General features: G+C 58.6%; 7 protein-coding genes, 2 tRNA genes and 1 pseudogene. 5 read left to right on the forward strand and 5 right to left on the reverse strand.

Annotated features, from left to right (window positions below; all coding sequences use genetic code 11):
* The first annotated feature begins 431 nt into the window (after window positions 1-431).
* Window positions 432-1,064, forward strand: a complete 633-nt coding sequence (locus L901_RS18940) for a TerC family protein (protein ID WP_035263395.1) — start codon at window positions 432-434, stop codon at window positions 1,062-1,064.
* A 473-nt stretch (window positions 1,065-1,537) separates the two neighbouring features.
* Here the strand turns inward: L901_RS18940 and L901_RS18945 are convergent, their stop codons facing one another.
* The 3 genes from L901_RS18945 to L901_RS18950 all read right to left on the reverse strand — a co-directional run bounded on the left by L901_RS18945 (window position 1,538) and on the right by L901_RS18950 (window position 2,984).
* Window positions 1,538-1,906 carry an MliC family protein gene (locus L901_RS18945; protein ID WP_059759553.1) on the reverse strand — a complete coding sequence of 123 codons (369 nt, stop codon included), beginning with the start codon at window positions 1,904-1,906 and terminating at the stop codon, window positions 1,538-1,540.
* 147 nt (window positions 1,907-2,053) lie between these two features.
* Complete coding sequence (locus L901_RS27145) at window positions 2,054-2,257, reverse strand: hypothetical protein (RefSeq protein ID WP_156430060.1); 204 nt, start codon at window positions 2,255-2,257, stop codon at window positions 2,054-2,056.
* A gap of 277 nt (window positions 2,258-2,534) precedes the next feature.
* Window positions 2,535-2,984 carry a hypothetical protein gene (locus tag L901_RS18950; protein ID WP_035263391.1) on the reverse strand — a complete coding sequence of 150 codons (450 nt, stop codon included), beginning with the start codon at window positions 2,982-2,984 and terminating at the stop codon, window positions 2,535-2,537.
* A gap of 317 nt (window positions 2,985-3,301) precedes the next feature.
* On the opposite strand from L901_RS18950, the gene L901_RS18955 reads away from it, so the two are divergent.
* Both L901_RS18955 and L901_RS18960 read left to right on the forward strand, forming a co-directional pair.
* A complete protein-coding gene (locus L901_RS18955; protein ID WP_003522452.1) occupies window positions 3,302-3,628 on the forward strand; it encodes a BA14K family protein in 327 nt (108 codons plus the stop codon).
* Window positions 3,629-3,757: 129 nt separating this feature from the next.
* Window positions 3,758-3,952: a hypothetical protein gene (locus tag L901_RS18960; protein ID WP_035263387.1), complete on the forward strand. Its 195-nt coding sequence runs from the start codon at window positions 3,758-3,760 to the stop codon at window positions 3,950-3,952.
* Between the two features lie 175 nt (window positions 3,953-4,127).
* Here the strand turns inward: L901_RS18960 and L901_RS18965 are convergent.
* Together L901_RS18965 and L901_RS18970 are read right to left on the reverse strand one after the other, a co-directional pair.
* A tRNA-Gly gene (locus L901_RS18965) sits at window positions 4,128-4,201 on the reverse strand.
* 25 nt (window positions 4,202-4,226) lie between these two features.
* Window positions 4,227-4,311, reverse strand: a tRNA-Tyr gene (locus L901_RS18970).
* A 209-nt stretch (window positions 4,312-4,520) separates the two neighbouring features.
* Here L901_RS18970 and L901_RS18975 point away from each other — a divergent pair.
* A complete protein-coding gene (locus L901_RS18975) occupies window positions 4,521-5,408 on the forward strand; it encodes an RNA methyltransferase (RefSeq protein ID WP_059759554.1) in 888 nt (295 codons plus the stop codon).
* A 76-nt stretch (window positions 5,409-5,484) separates the two neighbouring features.
* Window positions 5,485-5,586: pseudogene (locus tag L901_RS27760) on the forward strand (acyl-CoA thioesterase); the annotation flags it as partial.

Consider the following 5,586-nt stretch of genomic DNA (forward strand, 5'->3'; position numbering starts at 1 on the left):
TTATTGCGCTCAAACTTGCTCTTTGCCATGTGAATTGCTTCCTGTGAACGTGAAGTAGTTTCCCCGGCGTACCGGTTTGGTGTCGCCGTTTAAGGCTTTGTAAGCGAATGCGCAAGACTTAATTGTGAAAGCGTCTTCGCGCGCGCCCTAAGCGTGCCTTGAGGCCCGTATATGGTATCTGATTTGCGACATTCAAACCCTCGCGAGGGCGAAGCGGGCAACGGCCCGACGACCCCCTCCTCCGGAATGGCCGATCACTAAATAAGATATTTCTATCACAACTTCTTTACCTGCACCGGCATGATGGCTTAAGGACATTTCATCGCCGGGGGGAGACGGGCGACTGGAATCCGGCGCGGACGCGCCATCCCAAGCCATATCTCGATCCGTCGCTTCCCTCGCGACCTCTCTATCCGTTTCAGGACCATCCCATGGAAATCTTCACAGCCGCCGGTTTCACGGCATTCTTACAGGTCATCGCAATCGACCTCGTGCTGGCGGGCGACAACGCCATCGTCATCGGCCTTGCAGCCGCCGGTCTGCCCGCTCACCTCCGCCGCAAGGCGATCCTGGTCGGCATCATCGCCGCCACGGTTCTGCGCATCGGCTTTGCCGCCGTCACCGTGCAGCTTCTCGCCATTGTCGGCCTGCAATTGTTCGGCGGCCTGCTGCTCGCCTGGGTGTGCTGGAAGATGTGGGTCGAACTGCGTGAGGCCGCAGGCTCCATCGAAGACGAAGTGACGGACGAAGAGGCCGACCTGACCAAGGGGCACAAGACCTTCTTCCAGGCCGCGACCCAGATCGTCATCGCCGATGTTTCCATGTCGCTGGATAACGTCCTTGCCGTCGCCGGCGCCGCACAGGAACATGTGACGGTGCTGATCATTGGCCTCGTCGTTTCGATTGCGCTCATGGGCCTCGCCGCCAACTTCGTCGCCAAGCTGCTGCACCGCTATCGCTGGATTTCCTATCTCGGCCTGATGGTCATCATCTATGTCGCCCTCAACATGCTGTATCACGGCACGCTCGAGGTTCTGCCCTATCTCCAGCCCTATCTGAGCTGAAACGACCAGCAGACACGCCTCTCCAGAAGGCCCGGAAACGCCAGTTTCCGGGCCTTTTTCATGGCCTGCGCCCATCAGGTCCCCTCACCCGATATGCCGTCGCAGGACAGGAAGAATCAATCGCCGCGCTTGCTGCAACATCGGGAGAAGACAGGGAAATCGTGAATTTTCGCCGATGGATTCTGACAATTGAGGTCAGCCACGGGCAAGCCTAGGGAGCTAGTCAATAAGTCATAATAATAAAAAGAAAGGTAAAGCTGCCAATGGCTTATGACTGGAGCGGCGGTCGTACCCGCCGCCTTCGCAGGGTGAGGCTCGGTGTTGTCGCCAGCTCTCTTATCCTGCTGGCGCTTCTTGCGTCGCTCGTTCTTGGCTGAACGCGCCGCGCGCGCACTCCCACGCTGACCGGCGGCATGGCAAGGTTTTCAAAAAACCGCCCTGCCGCCGCTCCTTTGAGGCAAAGCTCCCAACGATCAGGATTTCTTCGCTTCCACGCAATGAACCGGCTTTTTCATCTCCGGATCCGCCATCAGATCGTAAAGATCCGCCTCGTCGCCCTTCGACCACCAGACATAAATACCGCCCTGATATTTCGCGCCCGAGCCGGAAATGACATTTGCGGCAACGGTGACGCCATCCTTCAGCCCCAGCCGCACGAGGCTGATCTCACCGGCATTGAAATAGACGGCCTCCACCTTATCGGAGGCGCATTGGTAAACGGTCTCCACCTTTTCGACCGTCGTGTCATTCGGAAGCGGAATCACCAGCTCTTCAGCCATGGCGCCGGTAGCGACCGACATGGAGAAAGCTGCAAGGCATGTCGCGGCGACGGATTTTTTCATGATGACCCTTTCCTGATTTCACCGAACCATAAGGTCACGCCAGCAAAGCCGAAATGGGGCGGCCGCCTCTCACCATATCAAATTTTCGGGAATATCGGTCTTGCAGCCATCTGACGGTTTTATCGCCGCACAGGCCTTGCAGCACTTTCATTCAGGCCGGCAAGCTGCGGCAAAACCTATCGAAACAGCCAATAAACGACGCCAAGGATCACCGTCCACATCAGCAGCGATATGGCCAGCACGGTGAGATAGTTTCGAAATCGTCTTGTCATCCGCCCACATTGCCGGCGAGCCGTCATCGGACAGCCGCAGCCGTTGAATTGCTGGATGCGGATCAAGCCGCAGGGTCAAGTCTTTCTATCAAGAGACTGAATCGCAAGCCATTCGCAGATTTTACCCGCCCGAAAACAGGGTTGCCCCATGCCGCGCGTTTCCACCCATCAGGAAACGGACTCATCCGCGATCAAATCCTGATCGCGGACAGGAAGCGATATCTGCATCTGCCGGCGAATGGCGGCAAGGGGAAAAGAGGCCAAGGGCAAACGATCACGGCCGAATCGGCTCACGCGTTATCCGAAACCATGTCGGATAACGCGCCAGCGCCGGAGGTAATCCGCCCCTGCCTGTCTCAGCTCTTCAGGGCCGTGTTGCACAGGCTCCAGTAGCCGCCGCCCTTCTGGATCCATTTCAGATCGCCGAGCGTGCCGTCATTCTTGTTCTTGTGATAGGAGTCGACACAGGTTTTCAGGCGGGCCTTTGCGGGCGTCTCGCTTGAATATTTCTTATCGACAGCACTCGGGAAAGCGACGCCCTTCGGGGCCTTTGTCGTCGCTTTTGCGGGTTCTTTTTCAGTAGTGGCCGCGACCTGCTTGTCGTCGGCCGCATCCTCGGCTGCCGCCTCGCTGCCGCAGAACTTGGCGCGATAGTCGTTCCACTTGACGTCCTTGGCCGACCCGTCGGCTTTCGCCGCCTGATATTTCACGCTGCACTCCTTCATGGTGAGTGCGGCTGCGGGGGAGACAAACGCCGCCGATGCCAGCAGCGCAAAGGATGAGAGAATGACAACCCTGTTAAACATTGAAGACTCCCGTTTGCATGATTGCCAGCCGACTATCTGACCGGATTTTCCGCTTGTCAACGAGCAGTGCGAAAGGACGGGAAGCGAAGCAGGCGGGAATGGAACTTGCTTGCCGGACACACCGTCTTCCCGGTGAAGGCAGCATCGCACCGTCATCATGAACGCCGCCGCAGGACGCGGAGCATCCCGATATTGCCGCTTCAACCGCCTCCTACGCCCAGCCCGGAGAATCACGTGTTCGTGTGGCGTCAACCCTCCACCGGAACGAATTTCCTAAGTTTTCGTTAGCATACCGAACGAATAACGAGGATTTATCGATGTTGAGGATGCCGAAGACCATCTCCGCGCTCGCTCTTGGCGTCGCGATATCTGCCGCTGCTGTCGTGCCCGCCCATGCGTTGAGCCTCATACAGCCGGCCTACGAAACACAGGCGCAGGCGCAGAATTCAGATCAGCGAGGCTACCCCGCCTCTGCCTTTGCGGCGGGGAAAGGCGAAGAAGCAACGCCCAACGGCTACGCCCTGTCTCAAGCCGAAATCGACCATATAAAATGGTGTGCAGCGCGTTACACATCCTACCACCCCACCGACAACAGCTATATGGCCCCTGCCGGCACGCGCACGCAGTGCCGCTCACCCTATTGATTCGGCTGAGGCCCGGGCTGCATCCCCAGCCCGGGCCGTTGCCGACAAGATAAAATTTACCTTAAATTCTACTGATCTGAACCTTTTGCCCAGCGAGCCGTTTGAAGGCGTACCAACGGGGAAAACGCGATGTTTTGGAATCTGGAAAAGCTTGAGCAGGAGCGACTTGATCTGATCGAGGTCATCACGGCCCTGCGTCGCGTGGAGCGCCTGTCGAAAACGGATCGCACCTCGATCTTTGAGGAAATCACGGCGCATATGGGAAGGCTGAGCGAACTGGACGCGGAGAAACTGCGGATCCAGTCGGCGCTGGAGCCATCCTGAAGACGCGTTCTGCATGGTGTGCCCCCACAGACGCAGTCAGACCTCATAACAAGGCGCTCAGGAAGAACGCCCTTCCTACAGATGGGAAAGGCCAGAAGACGGCCGCATGTTTCCGCCGAGGCAAAAGGCGGCAAAACAGCGCTAAAAAACTTAATTGACGATATTGGGGAGAAGCTGGAGCGGGTAGCGGGAATCGAACCCGCGTATTCAGCTTGGAAGGCTGCTGCTCTACCATTGAGCTATACCCGCGGTGGTGATTTCGATCCGTGCAGAATGGTGGAGGGAGTTGGATTTGAACCAACGTAGGCGTAGCCAACGGATTTACAGTCCGTCCCCTTTAACCACTCGGGCATCCCTCCAGCTTTCTGCTAGGATCGAGCGACCAAGCTCTTCAGATTTGGCTGCGGCGAAGCGCCGTTGCGTCGTCTGTGGCGCGTATATGACGGCCTCGTTCGTTTCTGTCAACACGCCCTTTCACGAATTTTCGGGAAAAAATTCAAACCTCTTTACGGCCCTGTGGATTATCGCGGGGGCTGGTGCGCGCCTCCTGGCGGAGATATAAGGCGCCATGAGCAAAGACGATCCCAAGAACAAATCCACCCGCGACACGCACTATGCCAACCTGCGCCGCGCCGTGCGCGACGCCAAGCGCGAGCGCGGCGAAATTCCGACCCCGCAGCAGCCGAAGCGCAAGAACCGAGGCGCAGACGACTGGAAGCCGCCGCAGCTTGCGCCCGATCAGGTGCATCTTTACGGCCTGCATACCGTGCGTGCGGCACTCGCCAATCCCGAACGGCAGATCGTCAAGCTCTCCGTCACCCAGAACGCCTTTGCGCGTCTCGATATCGGCGAGGCCGATTCCCAGCCCTTCCCGGTCGAGATGGTTTCCCCTCAGGATATCGATCGTGTGCTCGGCCCCGAGGCCATCCACCAGGGCGTGATGCTGGAAACCCGGCCGCTGCCGGTCAAGCGTCTCGGCGCGCTGAAGGACAGCCCGCTCATTCTCGTGCTCGATCAGGTGACCGATCCGCACAATGTCGGCGCCATCATGCGCTCGGCGGTCGCCTTCAATGCCGGCGCCGTCATCACCACCATGCGCCACAGCCCGACGGAGTCGGGCGTGCTGGCGAAATCGGCTTCCGGCGCGCTGGAACTCATTCCCTATATCCAGATCACCAATCTGGCCGATGCGCTGGGCGAACTGCACAAGCTCGGCTTCTTCTCCGTCGGTCTGGATTCCGAAGGCCCCGCCCCCATCGAGCAGACGTTCAGAGGTGATAAAATCGCGCTGGTGCTGGGCGCCGAAGGCAAGGGCCTGCGCCAGAAAACGCGCGAAACCGTCTCGGCGCTCGCCCGTCTCGATATGCCCGGCGAGATCAAATCGCTCAACGTTTCGAATGCGGCGGCCATCGCCCTTTATGCAACGCAGCAATTTCTGGGCAAAGCGTCGTCCTGACGCTTCGCCTTCCTTGCGAAATCGCAAAGCGCAACGCATGCTGCGCCTTTGTCATTCGCACGGAGCAAATCTCAACATGACCGACCAGACCATCAAACCGACCGGCGAGCTGACGCTCAGAACGCTCGCCATGCCGGCCGACGCCAATCCGGCCGGCGATATTTTCGGCGGCTGGGTC

The organism is Agrobacterium sp. D14 (assembly GCF_001526505.1).
Taxonomy (GTDB): Bacteria; Pseudomonadota; Alphaproteobacteria; order Rhizobiales; family Rhizobiaceae; genus Agrobacterium; species Agrobacterium leguminum.